The sequence below is a fragment of the Streptomyces sp. NPDC018964 genome, from assembly GCF_044390325.1.
Classification (GTDB): domain Bacteria; phylum Actinomycetota; class Actinomycetes; order Streptomycetales; family Streptomycetaceae; genus Streptomyces.
Genome location: NZ_JBIRYZ010000004.1, coordinates 279,623 through 298,265, shown reverse-complemented (window position 1 = coordinate 298,265; position 18,643 = coordinate 279,623). Strand labels below are relative to the sequence as shown.

Below are 18,643 nucleotides of genomic sequence, written 5' to 3'. Positions count from 1 at the left end.
GCCGCCTGTTCAAAAGGGAGTGTTCACCCGTTGTCCACCCGGAGGCCACCGCCGGCCCGCCGCGCTGGGGCACATTCGGCCTCCGATCGGAGGACGGTGGAAGCATGACGAACCCCCTGGCGGGATTGTTCACGGCACGGCAGAAGGAGGCCGCCAGGCGGGATCTGTACGCCCGGAGCCTGCGCCTGTGCGGTGAGTACCTCGCGTCGCGGGAGGGCCGTCCCACCGCCCGGGACACCCGCCTCGTGCAGGCGATCGGCGTCCTCACCGGCTCGCTCGACGACCCGTCGGCCGATCCCTTCGACGCCCTGCTCAAGGTCGGCGAGCGCGCGCTGGAGGCCGGTGGGGACGACGGACTCGCCCTGGCCCTGGACATCGCCGAGGTGTCGACCGGGATCCGGCAGCGGTCCCGGGGCGCGTGGCGGCTGCGCGGCCGGGCGCTGGACGGGCTCGGCCGCGGCGACGAGGCGCTGGAGTGCTACGAACGCCACCTCGCGCTGCTGCGGGACGGCGAGGCGGCCGAGGAGGTCTCCCGCAGGATCGGCACGCTGCGGCGCCGGAAGGAGTGCCTGGAGGAGGCCGCCGCGCTGTTCCCCGGCTCGGGCGACGCGCTGCGCGGCCTGTCCCGGAAGCCCACCGCGGTCGCGGCACCGGAGTTCGACGCCCACGTACGGGCGCGGGTGGCCGAGCACGGCGCGGGCGACCCGGCCGTACGGCGCCTGCTCGCGCTGTACGGCACCCACCGGCGGCTCGTCGAGCGGTCCGGGATGTCCGACCCGCTGCTCGGTGGGAGCACCCCGGTCGGGGTCGGCGGGCTGCGCGGCCTGATCGCGGGGCGGACGGTGTGCCTGGTGTCGAACGCCGCCGAGGTCGCCGAGAGCGCGCTGGGCGCCGAGATCGACCGCTACGACCTGGTGGTGCGCTGCGACTCCTTCCGTCTCCACGCGGAGGGCACCGGCGCGCGCACCGGTCTGCACGCCGTCTCGCTGCGGGGCGACACCCCGTGGGACGGGCCCGCCTGGGCGCAACCGGCCGGTATCCGGCTGGTGTTCGGCGACCCGGCCGCCGCGTGGCGGCGCGCCACGCGGCAGCGGCTCGTGGCCGGGGCGCAGGAGCACATCGGTGACGCCTCCCTGCGCCGGCCGCTCAGCGACCCGGCGCTGCTGGGCGAGGACCACTGGGGTCCGGGGGTCACCACCGCCTTCACCGTCCTGCGGCTGCTGGACTTCCTGGACGTCAGCCCCCGCCTGGACCTCATCGGCTTCGACAAGCCCGGCCGGCTGCGGCCGGACGAGGCCGAGTGGGTCATGGACCGCGCGACGCACGTCGACGACAGCAAGATGAGGATCGCCCTGCGATGACCCACGCCTCCTCCGCGGACGACCGGAGCACCGTCACCGGCAGGCGCCGGATCGCCTTCGCCGTCCACACCGGCACCGACGGCCTGCCCGCCCTGCCCACGCTGCTGCGCAGCCTGGCGCTCACCAATCCGGGCGTGTGCGAGGACTTCGTGGTGCTGCACCCCGGCCTGCCGGACTCCTCCTTCGAGGAGTTGCGCCGGCTGCACCCGCGTGTGGTGACGCGCCGGGCGGACGGCCGTGGTGACGTCCTCCGGCTGGAGGGCTACGACACCGTCGTCGCGTTCACCCCGGCCATGGTGGTGCTGGGCGACATCGGCGAGCTGCTGCGGATGCGGCACGGGGTGGGCGCCGTACCGCAGCTGCTCTGCGACGAGGAGGGGCGGGAGCGGCGTGCGGTCCTGCCGGACGGGCTGCTGGTCGTGCAGCGCGCCGACGCGGACGGCACGGCGGCGGCCGGGCCGGATCCGGTGCCCGAGAAGGTCCTGGCTCCGCTCGACGCGCGGTACGACTTCCTCACCCGCCGGCTGTACGACGACGCCCCGGTGCCCCCGCGGGTCGCCGTCCTGCACTTCACCGGCCCGTTCGACGAGCCCGGGTACGGTCCGGCCGCCGAGGCCCGGCGCCGCTTCGAGATGGGCGACGAGGAGTTCCGGGCCGCCTACTGCGCCCTGCCCGGCGAGAAGCACCCCGACCTCCTGGCGCACCTCGCGCCGCCCCTGCTGCGGGCCCGCCCCTCGCTCGGCCTCGCCCGCACGGTCGCCGACGTGTACCGCAGGCAGGGCCGCTACGACGAGGCCGTCGACGTCCTCGCCCCGGTCGTCGGCGACCGGCTGGACGCGCCGCGCTGCCAGGAGACGCTCGGCGTCTGCCTGATGGCGCTGTCCCGCTACGACGAGGCCGAGGCGCACCTGCTCCTGGCGGCGGCCTCGCCCGACGTCGCTCCGCGCGCCTTCGCCCAGCTCGCCCGTCTGGCGTGGCTGTGCGGGCGGGAGGAGGACGCGCACGCCTACGCCCGCGACGGGCTGGAGGCCGACCCCACCGACGCCGGGTGTCACGCCTGGTACGTCCGTACCCGCGCGAAGGCCCCGGAGGCGGAGCCGCTGCCCGCCGCGGAGCAGCTGGCGCACGTGGCGCTGTTCGCCGAGGGCCAGGAGAACGCGGGCGACAAGGTCCTGCCCGAGGCCGTGCGCATGTGCTTCGACACCGACACCGGCCCGCGCCGCTGGTACCAGCAGCCGGTGCACCGGCTGGTCGACGAGGCGGCGCTGGAGGAACTGAACGCGCGGCGCGGGGTGGTCGTGGGCGGCGGCGGGCTCTTCCTGCCGGACACCTCCCCCAACGGCAACAGCCACTGGCAGTGGAACGTCCCGGACGACGTGCTGGCCCGGCTGACCGCGCCGCTGGCGGTGTTCGCGGTCGGCTACAACGTGTTCGACGGGCAGCTCTACCGCCGCGGCCGGTTCGCCGAGAGCCTGCGGGTCCTCGTCGAGCGGTCGGCGTTCTTCGGGCTGCGCAACCACGGCTCGATCGAGCGGGTCCGCGAGCTGCTGCCCGGGGAGCTGCGGGACCGGGTCCGCTACCAGCCCTGCCCGACCACGGTGGCCCGGTACCTCGTCCCCGGCTGGCTCGACCCGGTGGAGCGGGACGACACCGTCCTGGTCAACTGCGCGTACGACCGCGCGGGACTGCGCTTCGGCCACGACTACGGCCACTTCCTCGGCCAGATGGCCGCCGCGCTGAAGACCCTGCGGGGCAGGGCCGACGTGCGGTACGCGGCCCACATGCCCGCCGACGAGAAGTTCGTGCACGACCTGCGCCGGGAGCACGGCGTCGCGCTGCCCGTGGAGCAGCTGTACGACATGACGAACGACGGGATCCGTGAGCTGTACCGCCGGTCGCGGCTGGTGATCGGGATGCGCGGGCACGCGGGGATGATCCCGTTCGGCTGCGGCACCCCGATCCTCAGCCTCGTCTCCCACCCGAAGCTCGCCTACTTCCTGTCCGACATCGGGCGCGAGGAGTGGGGGCTGTCCGTGCACGACCGGGACCTCGGCTCCCGGCTCGCGGAACGGGCGGCGGCGCTCCTCGACGACCACGCCGCCGCGGTGGCGGACGTGCACGGTGCGCAGAAGCTCCTGTGGGAGACCACCCGGTCGAACCTCGACGGGCTCCGGGAGACCTTCGGCCCGGCCTGAGCCCCGTACCACCGCCGCTTCGAGCTTCCGAAAGAGAGAACCACGTGCCGAAACTGTCCGTCGTCGTCCCGATGCACAATGTGGAGGCCTTCGCCGAGAGCACCCTGCGCAGTCTCGCCGCCAACGCGCACCCGGACTACGAGTTCCTGCTCGTCGACGACTGCTCCACGGACGCCACGCCCTGGGTGATCGACCGGTGGGCGGAGAAGCTCCCGGGCGCCCGGGTGATCCGGCACGAGACGAACAGGGGCATCGCGCAGGCGCGCAACAGCGGCATCGACGCGGCCGAGGGCGAGTTCGTCACGTTCCTCGACGGCGACGACTGGTACGGGCCGCGCCACCTCGCCGGAATGGTGCGGGCCATGGAGGAGCTGGGCTGCGACTTCGCCCGTACCGATCACGTCCAGGCCACCGGCACCGAGCGGGTGATCCGGCGGCCCCCGGCGCAGGTCCGCAACGCGGTGATGGACCCGCGCGACGGGATCGCGCCGGCCGACACGGAGACGATGGTCGACTACCCCTTCGTCTGGGCGGGGATCTACCGCCGGCACCTCTTCGCCGACGGCGGCATGCGCTTCGCGACCGAACTCCGCACGGCCGAGGACCGGTTGTGGATCTGGCGGCTGCACCTGACGGCCCGTACGTACGCGTCCCTGGGGCTGCACGGGGTGTTCTACCGGCGGGGCGTGGCGACCTCGCTCACCCAGATCAAGGACGACCGCCAGCTGGACTTCATCCCCGCGTACGACACGCTGCTGCGGGAGGTGCGGCAGGACCGGGAGGCCGACCGGTTCCTCCTCAAGGCCGTGCGCACCTACTGCGCCATGATCGCCTTCCACATCGGCAAGGCGAACGAGTACGAGCCCGCGGCGGCGCAGCGGCTGCGGCGCGAGACGCGGGCCGCCCTCCAGCGGATGCCCGAGCAGGCGCTGGAGGAGACGCTCAAGACCATCGACAGCACACGGAGCAGGTTGCTCAGCCGCCTGCGCGACGGGCGGAAGGCTGCCTGATCCATGCCCCACACGACCCAGATCTTCCAGGTCTCGACCCTGTACGGAGCGGCCACCCTCGCCGCGGCGCTGGACGCGGGCCGGTACGGACCGCGCGGCGGGGCCCGGCGCATCCTGCTGGTCTCCAACAACGCCGCCGTGCCGGAGACGGCGCTGCGCCTGGACGAGATGCACGGGTACGAGCCGATAGCCGGCCGGTTCGACTCGGTCATCAGCTGGAACGAGTCGATCAGCCCGTACCACCCGAGCACCTGGGGTCCGCGCGGCAACGACACGGTGCTGTGGCAGCGGGCGTTCCGTCTCCAGTGGGAGATCGACGAGCGGGACACGATCGAGCTCGCCGTCGAGTCGATCCAGGTCAACCCGGCGCGCGCGCTGGCGGCGATCTTCTCCGAGGCCGTCGTCGACGTGTACGCCGACGGGCTGATGAGCTACGGCCCGACCCGGGAGAAGCTGCCGCTGACGCTCGCGCGCCGCATCCGGCGGCTGCTGCACCTCGACCTGATCCCCGGTCTGCGGCCGCTGCTGCTGTCCGAGTACGGGGTGGAGCCCGAGATCGTCCCGGACGAGGCGTTCCGGGGCATGCTCGACGAGATCTCCGTGGAGGCGGCGGACGACCCGCGGCTGGCCCCCGTCCTCGACGAGGCGCCGACGGCGGTCCTGCTCGGCCAGTACCTGGCGGCGATCAACATCCTGAGCGCGCAGGAGGAGGAGGACCTGCACGTCCGCATGCTCACCGGGGCCGTGCGGGCCGGGCACCGGTCCATCGTCTTCAAGCCGCATCCGACGGCTCCCGCCGGCTACTCGGCGGCGCTGAGCAAGGCGGCGGCGGACGCGGGGGTGCGGCTCACCGTGCTGGACGCCCCGCTGCTGGCCGAGACGCTGTACGACCGCTGCCGTCCCGAGCTCGTCGTCGGCTGCTTCTCGACGGCGATGGTGACCGCCTCCGCCTACTACGACGTGCCCGTCGCCCGGGTCGGGACCTCGCTGGTGATGCAGCGCCTGAAGCCCTACCCGAACAGCAACCGCGTCCCGCTGGCCGTGGTCGACCACCTGGTGCCCGACCTGGAGCGCGAGGAGACCCCGACGGTCGTCGGCGCGGCTCCGGAGACGTTGTCGCCGCTGGTCCGGGCGATCGGCTTCTGCATGCAGCCCAAGACGTACCCGGCCCTGCGCGAGGCGACCGCGGACTGGCTGCGCGCCCACCTGGCGGGCGCCCCCGCCTACTACTTCCCCGCGTCGCGCCTGGCCGAGCTGCGCCTCCCCGGCAGCAGCCCCCGCGCCCGGGCGAGGGTCCAGGCGGGGCGCGCGAAGCGTGTGGTGGGCCGGGCGGTGCGCCGGAACACGCGCAGGAAGTAGCGCACCACCCCACGCGACCGCGGCCGCCGCGCCTCCCGACGCCCGACGCCCCGAGGGCCCGGGAGGCGCTGCCTGGTGTGCCGGAGGCCGAGGGGGCGGTGTGCGGGTGGCGGGGCGCACGCGGCACGGGAGGGCAACCGAGACGCACCGGTCACGGAAGTGCCACCCGTCCGTCAACTCCCGTACACCACATCGTCCGACAGTTGCGCGGTGCCGAACGACATCGCCGTACGCCTGCCGCAGCAACAGGGCAGCCCCGCCCAGGAACAGACCGCCGCCCCCGCGCGCGAACACCGCTTCGACATCGATCTGATGCGGCTCGTCTGCTCCGCCACCATCATGCTGGGCCACGTGGGCGCCCAGTTCATCCGTGCCACCGGCAACGACCCGGACAACGGGGCGGGTTCGTACTGGGCGGGCCACATCGCCGAGGCGATCAACCCCTTCGCCGTCCCCCTGTACTTCGCCATAGCCGGCTGGGCCGTACTGGTCGGCGCGCCCCCGCGGGACAGCGCCCGCATGTGGCAGCGCGTCGTCCGCAACACCGTCCCGCTCTTCGCCTGGACGGCGGTCTACCTGGTCTGGGCATGGCTGCGGAACCGCAACGACCGCCCCATGGCCGAGCTGGCGGAGCACTCCCTCTTCGGCTCCGTGCAGCCCGCGTACCACCTGTGGTTCATGTACACCTACATCCCGATCATCATGCTGCTCGCCTTCGCGATGCTGATCAAGGCGGGGAAGCGGCCCTACGGGCTGGGAGCGGCGCTGCTCGGCATGGCGGTCCTGCCCAGCGTGCTGACCACGATCAGCGAGCTCACGGATCGCGAGATGGCGCCGGTGGCCTGGGGCTTCGGCACCTACTCGCTGGTGTACGCGGTCGGCGGCGCGCTGCTGTTCGCCCTTCCCGCCGGGGTCGTGCGCAAGCGGTGGCCGCTGTACGTGGTGCTGCCGCTCACCATGGCGGGCGCCCTCTGGTACAACACCCAGATCCACTATGTGATGCCCAACGCGCACCTGTTCGTCGCCGCCATGAGCGTCTGCGTCCTGCTCCTGATCAGCAGGGTCCGGGTGCCCGAGAAGTGGCAGCCGCCGCTGAAGCGGCTGGCCGACGCCGCGCTCGGCGCGTACATGGTGCACGTGCTGTTCGTCGAGGAGATCGTCGGCCCGCTCGTGTCGCCGGATCTGAGCGGGCCGGTGGCGGGGCTGCTGCTGGTCGGTCTGGTCGCCACGGTCATGGCGCTGTCGTTCGCCGCCAGCCTGCTGTGGGGGAAGCTGAACCTGCGGCGGCTGTTCGGCTGACCCGGCCGGCGCGCGCACCCGCGGTCTCCACGCGGAGTTCACCACCTGTTCGCGCGCCGCTCGACTCCGTACCGCCTGTGCACAGCGGCCCCGTGCCTAGCCTGTTCCCCACCGCGAACCGCACCACTCTCACCCTGCCTTCCGACGGATTGAGGTACCCGGTTCATGAACAGCCGTGCCCTGCTGACCAGTTCCGCTTCCCGGCGTCTGCTGCGCCCGGTCGCCGAGCTCATCGACCGGCGCATCGACCGGCGCCTGCGCGCGGCGGCCGCCGCCGAGGCGGCGGGCAGGAGGGAGCTCCGGGACACGGTCGAGGCGGTGAAGCGCCAGCAGCTCACCCTCGACCTGCTGCTCGGTCCGTCCGGCCGCGGGCTGTCCCGGATCGTGAGCCCCGGCCCGCTGAACCGGCTGCACTCCGAGGTGGCGGAGCTGGCCGGGGACCGGGACGCCGCCGTCCGCAACGTCGCCACCGCGTACCGGCTGCTGGTCGCGCTGGAGTCCCTGGGGTCGGGCCGGATCGCGGGCGGCACCATGAACATCTGCGGCAAGCTCGGCACCATCCCGCTGCTCGACCCGCCGAACGACGAGATCCTGGAGATCGGCACCCTCTACGGCATGTTCTCCGCCGGTCTGATCCGGATGATGGAGCGCGACGGCCGCAGCCCGAGCGTGACGATCGTCGACCCGTTCGCCGGTGTGCAGCTCCAGCCCGGCACGCCGCGGCGCTCCGACCCCTCCGGCACCCCGGTCGACGAGCACGCCGTGCGCACCAACCTCGCGCTGGCCGGTCCGGCGGGCGTGGCCGCCCGGATCCGGAAGGGCTTCTCCGAGGACCCCGAGACCCGCGCGGCCGTCTCGGACCGGTCCTACGGCGTGATCGTCGTCGACGGCGACCACTCGGCCGAGGGCGTCGCGAAGGACCTCGCGTGGGCGGAGGAGATCGCCGCCCCGGGCGCGATCGTCGTCCTGGACGACTTCGGCGACCCCAAGTGGCCCGGCATCGAGGAGGCGCTGGACAAGCACCTCGCGGGCACCACCCGCTTCACCTACCTCGGCAAGGCCTCGCTCTCGGCCTTCCTGCGCGCCTCCTGACCTCAGCGCGCCCCGTGGAGGGCCTCGATCCCCGTGATGATCAGGGCGAGGCCCTCCTCGAAGTTCCGGTCGTAGTTCTCGAAGAGTTCCCCGCCGGCCTGGGCCGCCAGGGGGTAGGCGGCCATCATGCGGGTGCGTTCCTCCAGGTCGAAGCCCTCCCGGCGTTCCCCGGGCAGGGGAACTACGCCCTGTTCCTCGGTGACGAAGCCGAGGGTGTACAGGTAGGTCGTGTTGAACGCGCGGGTGGCCCGGGCGAGGGTGAAGCCCGCCGTGGTGAGCAGCCGCAGCATGTCCTCCATCTGCTCGGCGTGCTCGATCCCGGTGAAGCGTGAGCCGCTGAACACCTTCGCGCCGTCGCGGTAGGCGAGCAGCGTCGCGCGCAGGTTCCGGTTGGCCTTGAGCAGCCGCTCCTGCCAGGTGTCGTCCGGGTCGGGCGAGTCCCGGGCGATCATCCGGCGGTACATCTCCGTCGCCATCTCGTCGAGCAGCGCCTGCTTGTCCTTGAAGTGCCAGTAGAGGGCGGGCGCCTTGACGTCCAGTTCCCTGGCGATCGTGCGCAGCGTCAGGCCGTCCAGGCCGACCTCGTTCAGCAGTCTCAGCGCCGTGTCGGCGACCCGTCGGCGGTCCAGGGGGATGCGTCGTCCAGAGCTCACGCTTGACAACTTAACACCGTTAGGGAGACGCTCTGGACGCACGCCACTTAACAACGTTAAGGAGAGTGGTCATGAGCGACACCGATGTGCTGGTCGTGGGCGCCGGACCGACCGGCCTCGCCCTCGGCATCGACCTGGCCCGGCGCGGGGTTCCCGCGCTGGTGGTGGAGCGGGCGGGTTGGCTGTTCCCGGGTTCGCGCGGCAAGGGGATCCAGCCGCGCACCATGGAGGTCTTCGACGATCTGGGCGTGCTGGACGCGATCCACGCGGCCGGCGGCGGCTACCCGGCCGGGATGATCTGGCGCGGCGGGAAGCGGGTCGGCGAGCACCACATGTTCGACCCGGCCGAGCCGAGCGAGGACGCGCCGTACAACGAGCCGTGGATGGTCCCGCAGTGGCGCACCCAGCGGATCCTGATGGAGCGTCTGGAGGAGCTCGGCGGCAAGGTCGCCTTCGGCCGGGAGGTCACCGGCGTGGTCCAGGACGAGGACGGGGTGACCGCGCGCTTCGCCTCCGGCGGGCCGGTGCGCGCCCGGTACCTCGTCGCGGCGGACGGGGGCCGTTCCGTGGTGCGCCGGGCGGTGGGCGTCGGCATGACCGGGGAGGAGGTGGATCCGTTCCCCATGCTGGTGGCGGACGTGCGGATCACCGGCCTGGACCGGGACAACTGGCACTTCTTCCCGCAGGGTGAGGGCGCCGAGGACCTCCTGGCGATCTGCCCGCTGGCCGGGACGGAGGACTTCCAGCTGGTCGCCCGGTTCGCGGAGGGCAGGGAGGTGGACCTCTCCCTGGAGGGCGTACGGCGGGTCGTCGCCGCCCGCTCGCACCTCGCCGCCGAGGACGTCACGGAGGTCCGCTGGGCCTCGGACTTCCGTCCGCGGGCCGCGCTCGCCGACCGGTTCCGGGTGGGCCGGGTCTTCCTCGCGGGCGACGCGGCGCATGTGCACTCCCCGGCCGGTGGCCAGGGCCTCAACACCAGTGTCCAGGACGCCTACAACCTGGGCTGGAAGCTGGGCGCGGTGCTGGGCGACGGGGCCCCGGCGGCGCTGCTGGACACGTACGAGGAGGAGCGGCGCCCGGTCGCCGCGCGGATGCTGGGCCTGTCCACCAGCGTCCACCGGGGGGAGACCCGGCGGGGCGGGGCCACCCGGCAACTGGACCTCGGCTACCCCGCGTCGACGCTCACCGCGGAGACGCGGACGGCGCCCGGCCCGGTGCGCGCGGGCGACCGGGCGCCGGACGCCACGGTGGACGGCGTACGGCTCTTCGACGCGTTCCGGGGGCCGCACTGGACGTTGCTGGCGCTGGGCGCGGACGCCCCCGAGCCGCCCGCCGCCGTACGGGTGGTGCGCGGTCCGGCGCACGAGACGTACGGGGCAGGGCTGTTCCTCGTCCGCCCGGACGGCCATGTGGGCTGGGCCGGGGACACGCCGGCCGGGCTCCCGGAGTACCTGGCCCGGTTCGGCGGGTGCTGACCGCTACACGCTCGCCAGCGACAGCTTCGCCGCGAAGCCCAGGAAGAGGGCGCCGGCCGCCGAGGTCGCCCCCGCCGACAGGCGACGGCGGCGGCGGAAGGCCGCGGCGAGCCTCGTGCCGCCGAATATCAGCGCGCTGAGGTAGAGCACGCTGGCGATCTGGGCGAAGGCGCCGAGGACGACGAAGGAGAGCGCCGGGTAGGCGTAGGCCGGGTCGACGAACTGCACGAAGAAGGCGATGAAGAACAGGATCGCCTTGGGGTTGAGGAGGCTGACGACCAGGGCCCGGCGGAACGGGCGCTCACCGGGCGGGGCGGCGGCGGGGGCCTCGGTCACGTCCTTGTCCCGCCGCGTCCGCCACATCCCCCACGCGGCCCGCAGCATTCCGACGGCCAGCCAGGTCAGATATCCGGCGCCCGCGTACTTCACGATCCCGAACAGTACGGCGTTGGCCTGGAGCAGCGAGGCGACCCCGGCGGCCGAGAGGGTCATCAGCACGGTGTCCCCGCACCAGACGCCGGCGGCGGCCGTGTATCCGGAGCGCACACCGCGACGGGCGGCGACGGAGAGGACGTAGAGGGAGTTGGGGCCGGGCAGCAGGACGATGAGGATCAGTCCTGCCAGGTAGGTGGGGAGGTCGATGACGCCGAACATGGGGGGAGTGTCGCACGGGGTTCGACACTCCGCTCCGGTGTTTCAGCCGTCGAGAAGGGTGTCCGCCAGGATCTCGACGGATACGCCGACCGAATCCGGCACGGTCACGTCCTGGCCCCGCTTGAAGCGCCGGGGGTCGGGGTACTTGCCATCGGCCGGATCGGCGTAGAGCAGGACCTCGTCGTGTTTGCGATCCACGATCAGGTAGGCCGGAATACCGGCCTGGGCATAGCACTCGACTTTGGGGCCAAGGTCGTCGGACCAGTTCGACGACGTGACCTCGACGACCATGCGGAAGACGTTTGGAGAGTAGTAGTTCTTCGTGACGTGGGCGTCGTGAATGTCCTCGTCCACGATGGACAGGTCAGGGATCGCGAAGTCCTGCGGCAACGCGGGAAGCCACAGGCCCACGCCCTGGATCCAGTCCGCACCGCTTCCCTCGATGCCGGCCCGCTCGAGCGCCCTGCAGAACTTCGTCAGCGACATCCCGTGCGAGCTGTCCGGCGGCGGTGTCACAGTGAGCCTCCCCTGGAGAATCTCCACGCGGTGGCCAGGCAGTGCACGGGCGAGCTGGTCGGCAGCCTCGCCCAGGGTCAGCTCCTGCTGCAGTACGGCCATGGCGTCCTCCTTTTCGGGGTCCACTCTCCACGAGAGTAACCGGGGACGGACGGCTTCCGCCCGTGATCACTCATACGGGGCAACTGGCCAGGTCAGAAGGCGTCCGACGGCACGTAAGTACCCCACACCTCCCGCAGCGCGTTGCACACCTCGCCCACCGTCGCCCGTGCCTTCAGGGCGTCCTTCATCGGGTAGAGGACGTTGTCCTCGCCCTCCGCCGCCTTCTTCAGGGCGGTCAGCGCCGAGTCGACCGCCTGCTGGTCGCGTTCCGCGCGGAGTTTCGCCAGGCGTTCGGCCTGCTGGGCCTCGATGGCGGGGTCGACGCGGAGCGGCTCGTAGGGCTCCTCGGCGTCGAGCTGGAAGCGGTTGACGCCGACGACGACGCGTTCGCCGGAGTCGGTCTCCTGGGCGATGCGGTAGGCGGAGCGCTCGATCTCGTTCTTCTGGAAGCCGTGCTCGATGGCGTTGACCGCGCCGCCGAGGTCCTCGACCTTCTGCATCAGTTCCAGCGTCGCCGCCTCGACGTCGTCGGTCATCTTCTCGACGACGTAGGAGCCGGCGAAGGGGTCGACGGTCGCGGTCACGTCCGTCTCGTGGGCGAGGACCTGCTGGGTGCGCAGGGCGAGGCGGGCGGACTTGTCGGTCGGCAGCGCGATGGCCTCGTCGAAGGAGTTGGTGTGCAGCGACTGGGTGCCGCCGAGGACGGCCGCCAGGCCCTGGACGGCGACGCGGACCAGGTTCACCTCGGGCTGCTGGGCGGTCAGCTGCACCCCGGCCGTCTGCGTGTGGAAGCGCAGCATCAGCGACTTGGGGTTCTTCGCGCCGAACTCCTCCTTCATCACCCGCGCCCAGATCCTGCGCGCCGCGCGGAACTTGGCGACCTCCTCCAGGATCGTCGTACGGGCCACGAAGAAGAAGGACAGGCGCGGGGCGAAGTCGTCGACGTCCATGCCGGCCGCGACGGCCGTGCGGACGTACTCGATGCCGTCGGCGAGGGTGAAGGCGATCTCCTGCGCGGGAGAGGCTCCCGCCTCGGCCATGTGGTAGCCGGAGATCGAGATCGTGTTCCACTTCGGGATCTCGGCCTTGCAGTACTTGAAGATGTCGGCGATCAGGCGGAGGGAGGGCTTGGGCGGGAAGATGTACGTGCCCCGCGCGATGTACTCCTTCAGCACGTCGTTCTGGATCGTGCCGGTGAGCCTGTCGGCCGCAACGCCCTGCTCCTCGGCGACCAGTTGGTACAGCAGGAGCAGCAGGGCGGCGGGGGCGTTGATCGTCATCGACGTGGAGACCTTGTCCAGCGGGATGCCGTCGAACAGCACCCGCATGTCGTCGATCGAGTCGATGGCGACGCCCACCTTGCCGACCTCGCCGTGCGCGATGGGGGCGTCGGAGTCGTGGCCCATCTGGGTGGGCAGGTCGAAGGCGACCGACAGGCCCATCGTGCCGTTGGCGATGAGCTGCTGGTAGCGGGCGTTGGACTCGGTCGCCGTGCCGAAACCGGCGTACTGGCGCATCGTCCAGGGCCGGCCCGTGTACATGGTCGGGTACACGCCCCGGGTGAAGGGGTACGCCCCCGGCTCACCCAGTTTCTCGGCCGGGTCCCAGTTCTCGAGGGCCTCCGGACCGTAGACCGGTTCGATGGGCAGTCCACTCTCGGTGGATCGGGCACTGCCCGACTCGCGCGCCATGGTGTGATGCCTCCCGCTGAGCGGCGTTGCTCGACTCGGTCGCCCGGTACCCGTCGGTCACTCGTCGGTTACTCGTCGGTACGGGTCGACCCCTCGACGGACTGTAGCGGTGCGCGCGCGGTCCGGTGGAGGGGCGCACGCTGGGACCTTCCTCACAGCCCCGGCGGGGCCCCGCTCACAGTACCGCCGCGGCGGTCCTCTTCCGGTCACTCACCACCATGCCCCCTTGTTCGCCGGTGGTCACTTCCGGGGAACATCTCAGGTGACGGCCGGGCGGCCGGTGGGCGGAGGAGGGGCATGGGGAGGAAAGGGATCGCGGGTCTCGCGGCGCTGGCCGTCCTCGCGGGGGGTGCGGCCGGTTGCACGGTGCGGCCGGCCGGGGCGGACGGGAGGTCCGGGCCGCCGGTGCGCATCGAGGTGCCGAGCCGGACGTCCTCCGCGCCGACGCCGAAGTCACCGGCCCCGAAGTCACCGGCCCCGGCGTCACGGGTTCCGGACGGCGGCGGGGAGTCCTCCCGTCCCGGCGCCCCGGCACCGCGCGTGCTGTGGTCCCCCGGTGACTCCGGGCGCGACATACGCGAACTCCAGGCCCGGCTGCGGCAGGTCGCCTGGATCTTCCACGGGCCGACGGGGACGTACGACGACCTGACGGTGAAGGCGGTCCGGGGCTTCCAGGGCAAGCGCGGACTGCCGATGACCGGGGTGACCGACTCCGTCACCTGGCAGCGGCTGCTCGGCATGACGCGCGAACCGGGCAAGTGGGAGCTGTACCTGATGGGTGGTCAGCCGGCCGACGCGCCCGACCCGCGCTGCCGGACCGGCCGCGCGCTGTGCATCAGCAAGTCGAGCCGCACCCTGCGCTGGATGATCGACGGGCGGACGGTGTCGACGATGCCGGTGCGCTTCGGTTCCGAGTACACGCCGACCCGTGAGGGTGTCTTCCAGGTCTACTGGAAGTCCCGGCACCACGTGTCCACGCTCTACGACTCGCCCATGCCGTACGCCATGTTCTTCAGCGGTGGCCAGGCCGTGCACTTCTCGGCCGACTTCGCCGCGCGGGGATACGCCGGCGCCTCGCACGGCTGCGTCAACGTACGGGACGAGGCGGCCGTCGCCCGGCTGTACGCGCAGGTGCGGAACGGGGACAAGGTCGTCGTGCACTGGTGAGACGGGGCGCGGGCGGGACCGGGGGAACGTGCCCCGCCCGCGCCGAATGCACGAGCCCTGGGTACGGGGGGAACCCCGGCTCCGTGCGACAGCCGATGACCAGTCGGCTCACTCATTACTGCGTCACGAGGGCCGAAAGTGTCACACCTGCCGGAAAAAAATTTAGCGGTCAACAAAGAAAGCAGGTCAGAGCCGGTCAGGGGCGGTCACGGGCTCTTCCCGCCGCCCGTGCCGTTGCTGCCCCTCGTGCCGCTTTCACCGTCACCGTTGTCGCTCTTCTTGGCGCTGTTGCCGTTGTCGCCGTTGCTGCCGCCGTTGCCCTGGCCCTGGCCCTGGCTTTGACTCTGGCCCTGGCCTTGGCCCTGGCTCTGGTTCTGGTTCTGGCTCTGGCCTTGACCCTGGCCCTGACTCTGGCCCTGGCCCTGCCCTTGACCCTGGCCCCCGCCCTTGCTCTCGCCGCCGGTTCTCCCGTCGCCGTTGCCCTTGTGGGCTCCCGCGTCGGTGCCGGGCGTGCCGGACGACGCACCGGACGACGCACCGGACGTGTCCGGCGGGGACAGTACGTCCTCGCAGTACGGGCCGACCCGGGAGGAGCCGCCCGCCGCGTCCTCGAGGAGGTGCTCGCGCTTGCCGTTCAGCGCCTTGCCGTCGCGCCACGCGCGGCAGGCCGCGGCGATCTGCTTCCCGCCGCGGCCGGAGCGGGCCGCGGCGTCCCCCGTGTCCGCACCGGGCTCCTCCGAGGCGCGGGACCCGGCGGCGTCCCCGGCGGCGCTCTCGGAGTGCCGGCTCCCGGGCGTGCCTCCGCCCGGTGCGCCGCCCTTGGAGGGAGGGGACACCGGCGGGTGCTCGGGGTGCGTGACGGAGGCCGCCGGGTCGGACCGGGAGCCTTCGGGCGGGGACAGGACTCCGGTTCCGGTCAGGACCGCGGCGCCCCCGGCCATGCCGGCGACCAGAGCGGCGGCCAGCCCGAGGTACCGGGGGCTCCCCCGCCGGAGTCCGTTCGCGATTCCGGAACGATCACCGTGCGGGGCGCCGATACGGATCGGCCCGATGTCGGAGGACCGTGTTCCGGCTGGTTCGCCCGCGTCGTGGGCCGTCTCGGCCCGCTTCTCCCGTTCCTCGCGCGACGCGCGGAAGGCGGCCAGGGCGGCCGCCTCTCCGGGGAGTTCCGCACCGTCCGCGGGGGGCGGCGCGGAGAGCGCGCGCAGGGTTCCGGCGAGCCTTCGGGCCTGGTCACGGGCGACGGGGTCGGCAGGTTCCGGAGGCTCTCCGCTCAGTAAACGCTCCGCGGTCCCGCGGTCCAGCCACCTGTGCTGCTCGTCGGCCATCACATGTCCTTCTGCGTCCGCGTTCGCGTCTGCGCGACACCCGCGGACGTCACCGTACGACGGCGTGGTTCTCTCTGGGGAGGCAGGGCGTCGAGCACCCCGGTGGATTCCGATCGGGCTTCCGGATCACCACCGATCAGCTCGGCCAGGCGCTTCAGCCCCCGGTGTGCGGCCGTCCGTACGGCGCCCGGTCGTTTGCCCAGGGTCTCGGCGGCGGACTTGGCGTCGAGGCCCACGACCACGCGCAGGACGACGGCCTCGGCCTGGTCCTGGGGCAGCCGGGATATGAGGGAGAACGCGCCGTCGGTGGCCAGCGCCTCGATGGCCTCACCGGCGGTGTCGGACTCGGCGGCCCGCCCGGTCAGTTCGGTCTCGTCGCCGCCGATCGCGGGGCGGCGTCCGCGCATGCGTATGTGGTCCAGCGCGCGGTTGCGTGCGATGCGGGCGGCCCAGCCGCGGAACCGGTCCGCGTCGCCGGTGAACCGCTCCAGGTCGCGGGCTATCTGCAGCCACGCCTCGGACGTCACGTCCTCGGCGTCGGGCTCCCCGACCAGTGTCCGTACGTATCCCAGCAGCCTCGGGTGCACAGCGCGGTACACAGTCCGGAACGCGGTCTCGTCCCCGTCCTGTGCCGCGCGCACCGCGGCGGTCAGCTCCGCGTCGTCCCCCAGCACACGCGCGCGCCCTTCTGCGCCTCAACCGGCACCGCTCTCGCGGACCGGGTTCTCGCCGTCGTGGTTGTTCGATCAGTGGTTGCGGTCTCGAGGCCGCGGGCGGTTCGTGGTCATGTGTCCGTCGTGGCCTGGCGCGAAAGGCACGTTACGGCCTGAATCCTCTCCCCGTCCACATCCGTCCAAGATGCAACTAACCCGTGACACAGGCGGGTGTGACAGAAAACGTACTCATGGCGCTGTAGGAAGTACGGGTCGCCGCGCGGCCCGTGCCGCGCGACGGCCGGGGCCTCTCCTGTGGGGGGTGGCGGCCCCGGCCGTTGCCTTGGCCTCTCCCCCCGCCGGGAAGACGGGCCCGGCCACGGACGGCGCTTCGTCAACTCCGCTGGAAGAATTCCACCTCCGCCAGGGCCAGATGACGTCCCGAAGTCAGGCCAACGGGTGAACGCAGTACCAGGCGTATCGCCTTCACGTCGCTGATGCCGGTGGGGATCGTCTGCGGGCCCGGCTTGTCGCTGAGGGTGATCTCCTTGTCGTGCTTCGTGCCGTCCTCCGCCGTCACCTCCATGTCCACCTGGAGCGCGCGTGCCTGGCGGGCGTACTCCTCGGGAGACGCGGACGCCCCGTTGGTGATGATCAGGTCGACCAGCCGGAACGGCTTGCGGAAGGTGTAGGTCACCGAGGCGCCCGGTCCGGGCGCGCCCCAGTAGTGGTTGTTCAGGCCGTCCGTGGTGTCCGTGGCCGGATGCCCGGACACCGCGCCGCTCGCCTCGATGTCCGCCGGGGTCACGGGTGCGGCCTTGCCCAGTTTGTCCCGGGTGTCCTCGATCAGGGCCCGTCCGGCGGGCAGCAGCAGGAAACCGGCCGCGCACAGCGCCAGCACCACGGCCAGGATCACGAAGAACCGGAACGCCGAGCCCGAACCCGCCCTCGTCCGGCGCCGGAACGGCCACACCGTCCGCCACCACGGCAGCGGGGCGGGCTTCTCGGCGGGCCTCAACTCGGCCGCGCAGCGCCGGCAGAACCGGCGCTCGGGCGGGTTGGGCGTACCGCAGGCGGGACACGGCCGTCCCGCCACGTCACCCTCCACCGCCGCCGCGGGACGTACGACGGGACGGGGGGCCACCGGCTTCGCCGGGAGGACGGGGCGTACGGGGGCGGGGTCGGAGTCGGAGTCGCGGTCGGTGGGCGACGCGGCCGGGGGGCGGGGAGCCGTCGGGGAGGCCGGGGCGGTGGGGGGCCGGGGAGCGGTCGGGGAAACGGGGGGAACGGCGGCCGCGGGCGCCTCCGGCGAGGGGGCCGTGGCCTCCTCACCGGGAACGGGAGCCGGGGAGCCCGTGCGGGAAGCGGTGGGCGCGGCGGGGGCGCGGCCTTCGTCGGTGCCGGACCTCTGACCGGTGCCGGCTCCGTCGTCGGCGTCGGCGTCGGGCCTGTCGTCGGCGTCGGTGCGGGAGGTCGCGGGATCCGTGGCCGGGGTTTCCGGGACAGCCTCGGCCAAGAGGTCCGCAGGAGCGGCCAGGATGTCCGGGAGGCTCGCCCCGTCAGGCGCACGGCCCGTGAGCCGGGAGCGCAGCGACGCTCCGAGGGCACGCGCGGCCGCCAGGGGCCCGCCCTCCGCGAGGGCCGCCGCGGACGCCTCCGTCGAGGTGACGTCCGGGAGCGCCGGGGGCGCCGGGACGGCCGGAGGGTCCATGGACGCGGGGAGCGCGGGGACGGCCGCTGAGAGGTCGGTGGGGGCCGGGTCCGCATCGGGCTCCCCGGCAGCCGGACGAGCGGCCGGACGGTCCGTACCCGCGGCGGCTGTACCGGCCGAGGCAGCCGTACCCGCCGGGGTGGCCGCACCCGCCGAGGTGGCCGGTCGCTCCGGGACGGCCGGAGAGTCCGAGCCCGCCGAAGGCTTCTCGGCAACCGGACGAGCGGCCGAACCACCCGTACCCGCCGAGGTGGCCGACCGCTCCGGGTCCGCCGAAGGCTCCCCAGCAGTCGGACGACCCGTACCCGCCGAAGCGGTTGTACCGGCCGAGGCGGCCGCACCCGTCGAAGTGGCCGGCCGCTCCGGGACGGCCGAGT

At 72.8% G+C, this 18,643-nt stretch carries 15 protein-coding genes; 8 read left to right on the top strand and 7 right to left on the bottom strand.

The features are described from left to right. The first annotated feature begins 104 nt into the window (after positions 1–104). From ACH5AO_RS09110 to ACH5AO_RS09085, 6 genes are all read left to right on the top strand, one after another. A complete protein-coding gene (locus ACH5AO_RS09110; RefSeq protein ID WP_398923338.1) occupies positions 105–1,361 on the top strand; it encodes a tetratricopeptide repeat protein in 1,257 nt (418 codons plus the stop codon). Further along, positions 1,358–3,556 carry a polysaccharide pyruvyl transferase family protein gene (locus tag ACH5AO_RS09105; RefSeq protein WP_398923336.1) on the top strand — a complete coding sequence of 733 codons (2,199 nt, stop codon included), beginning with the start codon at positions 1,358–1,360 and terminating at the stop codon, positions 3,554–3,556. The genes ACH5AO_RS09110 and ACH5AO_RS09105 overlap by 4 nt, the downstream gene beginning before the upstream one ends. A 44-nt stretch (positions 3,557–3,600) precedes the next feature. Next, complete coding sequence (locus tag ACH5AO_RS09100) at positions 3,601–4,566, top strand: glycosyltransferase family 2 protein (protein WP_398923334.1); 966 nt, start codon at positions 3,601–3,603, stop codon at positions 4,564–4,566. Positions 4,567–4,569: 3 nt separating this feature from the next. Further along, complete coding sequence (locus ACH5AO_RS09095) at positions 4,570–5,925, top strand: polysialyltransferase family glycosyltransferase (RefSeq protein ID WP_398923332.1); 1,356 nt, start codon at positions 4,570–4,572, stop codon at positions 5,923–5,925. 210 nt (positions 5,926–6,135) lie between these two features. Continuing rightward, positions 6,136–7,224, top strand: coding sequence for an acyltransferase (locus ACH5AO_RS09090; RefSeq protein ID WP_398923330.1), 1,089 nt, complete (start codon positions 6,136–6,138; stop codon positions 7,222–7,224). Positions 7,225–7,389: 165 nt separating this feature from the next. Continuing rightward, on the top strand, positions 7,390–8,316 hold the full coding sequence (locus tag ACH5AO_RS09085; protein ID WP_398923328.1) for a class I SAM-dependent methyltransferase: 927 nt from the start codon (positions 7,390–7,392) through the stop codon (positions 8,314–8,316). Between the two features lie 2 nt (positions 8,317–8,318). Here the strand turns inward: ACH5AO_RS09085 and ACH5AO_RS09080 are convergent, their stop codons facing one another. Further along, positions 8,319–8,969, bottom strand: coding sequence for a TetR/AcrR family transcriptional regulator (locus ACH5AO_RS09080; protein WP_398923326.1), 651 nt, complete (start codon positions 8,967–8,969; stop codon positions 8,319–8,321). A gap of 71 nt (positions 8,970–9,040) precedes the next feature. Here ACH5AO_RS09080 and ACH5AO_RS09075 point away from each other — a divergent pair, with 71 nt between their 5' ends. Then, positions 9,041–10,444, top strand: coding sequence for an FAD-dependent oxidoreductase (locus ACH5AO_RS09075; protein WP_398923324.1), 1,404 nt, complete (start codon positions 9,041–9,043; stop codon positions 10,442–10,444). 3 nt (positions 10,445–10,447) lie between these two features. Here the strand turns inward: ACH5AO_RS09075 and leuE are convergent, their stop codons facing one another. The 3 genes from leuE to ACH5AO_RS09060 all read right to left on the bottom strand — a co-directional run bounded on the left by leuE (position 10,448) and on the right by ACH5AO_RS09060 (position 13,407). Further along, the gene (leuE, locus tag ACH5AO_RS09070) at positions 10,448–11,098 is read right to left on the bottom strand and encodes a leucine efflux protein LeuE (RefSeq protein WP_398923322.1); all 651 of its coding nucleotides are present in this window, start codon (positions 11,096–11,098) and stop codon (positions 10,448–10,450) included. Positions 11,099–11,140: 42 nt separating this feature from the next. After that, positions 11,141–11,716: a Uma2 family endonuclease gene (locus ACH5AO_RS09065; RefSeq protein ID WP_398923320.1), complete on the bottom strand. Its 576-nt coding sequence runs from the start codon at positions 11,714–11,716 to the stop codon at positions 11,141–11,143. 92 nt (positions 11,717–11,808) lie between these two features. After that, complete coding sequence (locus ACH5AO_RS09060) at positions 11,809–13,407, bottom strand: methylmalonyl-CoA mutase (RefSeq protein ID WP_398923318.1); 1,599 nt, start codon at positions 13,405–13,407, stop codon at positions 11,809–11,811. Between the two features lie 297 nt (positions 13,408–13,704). Between ACH5AO_RS09060 and ACH5AO_RS09055 the strand changes: the two genes are divergently transcribed. Continuing rightward, positions 13,705–14,574, top strand: a complete 870-nt coding sequence (locus ACH5AO_RS09055) for a L,D-transpeptidase family protein (protein ID WP_398923316.1) — start codon at positions 13,705–13,707, stop codon at positions 14,572–14,574. Positions 14,575–14,780: 206 nt separating this feature from the next. On the opposite strand, the gene ACH5AO_RS09050 is transcribed toward ACH5AO_RS09055, so the two are convergent. The 3 genes from ACH5AO_RS09050 to ACH5AO_RS09040 all read right to left on the bottom strand — a co-directional run bounded on the left by ACH5AO_RS09050 (position 14,781) and on the right by ACH5AO_RS09040 (position 18,266). Further along, positions 14,781–15,902, bottom strand: a complete 1,122-nt coding sequence (locus ACH5AO_RS09050; RefSeq protein WP_398923314.1) for a hypothetical protein — start codon at positions 15,900–15,902, stop codon at positions 14,781–14,783. Beyond that, positions 15,902–16,576 carry an RNA polymerase sigma factor gene (locus ACH5AO_RS09045; RefSeq protein ID WP_398923312.1) on the bottom strand — a complete coding sequence of 225 codons (675 nt, stop codon included), beginning with the start codon at positions 16,574–16,576 and terminating at the stop codon, positions 15,902–15,904. Before ACH5AO_RS09045 ends, ACH5AO_RS09050 begins: the two co-directional genes overlap by 1 nt. A 373-nt stretch (positions 16,577–16,949) precedes the next feature. Then, a complete protein-coding gene (locus tag ACH5AO_RS09040; RefSeq protein WP_398923310.1) occupies positions 16,950–18,266 on the bottom strand; it encodes an NADase-type glycan-binding domain-containing protein in 1,317 nt (438 codons plus the stop codon). Between the last annotated feature and the right edge of the window lie 377 nt (positions 18,267–18,643).